Source organism: Vibrio sp. 811, from assembly GCF_033339195.1.
In genome coordinates this window covers 1-873 of sequence record NZ_JAWOUB010000205.1, presented here as the reverse complement: position 1 = coordinate 873, position 873 = coordinate 1, and the positions used below count along the sequence as shown (strand labels likewise).

The 873-nt window shown below is 44.2% G+C and carries 1 protein-coding gene; it reads left to right on the top strand.

What is annotated here, in order from left to right; genetic code table 11:
- Positions 1-98 precede the first annotated feature (98 nt).
- The coding region (locus R7Q46_RS25840) for an AAA family ATPase (protein ID WP_318078039.1) at positions 99-873 on the top strand (775 nt) is incomplete at its 3' end.

The following is an 873-nucleotide window of genomic DNA, read 5'->3' as shown; positions in this document are numbered from 1 at the left end:
CTGTTATAAGGGTGATTCGAACAAATTACACTTGTAACAAAGTGATAACAAATGTATAAAAATAAATACACAGCATCAGTTCAGCAGCCGGAGTACGTATGATCCAACCTTCTTTTGCATCCAATGCCGAAAAAGCACTACTTTCCGAGCGTATTAACAAGCTTGCAAAAGCGTTAACTGATGGCGTTTATGAACGCGAACACACCATCAAACTCTGTCTCCTTGCCGCTTTGGCTGGGGAGAGCGTCTTTCTTTTAGGTCCTCCAGGTATTGCAAAGAGTCTTATTGCAAAGCGTCTTATCCAAGCTTTTGATAACAGCAGTTACTTTGAATACTTGATGACTCGATTCTCGACACCAGAAGAAGTGTTTGGTCCTTTGAGTATTCAAGAGTTGAAGGACAACGGCCGTTATGTCCGACTCACCAAAGGTTACCTACCTACAGCGCAAGTCGTTTTCCTTGATGAGATTTGGAAAGCGGGCCCTGCGATTCTGAACACTCTGTTGACCGTCGTGAACGAAAAAACATTCAAAAATGGCAGTGACATTGAACGTGTTCCAATGCGTTTGTTGGTTTCTGCTTCCAACGAATTACCAGATGAAGACAGCGGCCTAGACGCACTGTACGACCGAATGCTCGTACGTGTGTTCGTAAACCGAATTCAAAATAAGCAAAACTTCAAATCCATGCTGACCGTTGGCACATCGCAAGAAGCGCAAATTCCGGAAGGTTTGACGATTACCGATGAAGAGTATCACCAGTGGCAGCAACAACTCGACAAACTGACACTCACCGACAATGCATTTGAAAAGCTGTTCCAGCTAAAAACGATGTTGGAAACCAAAGTGGAAGCGCAATTTGGCGACGCAGCAC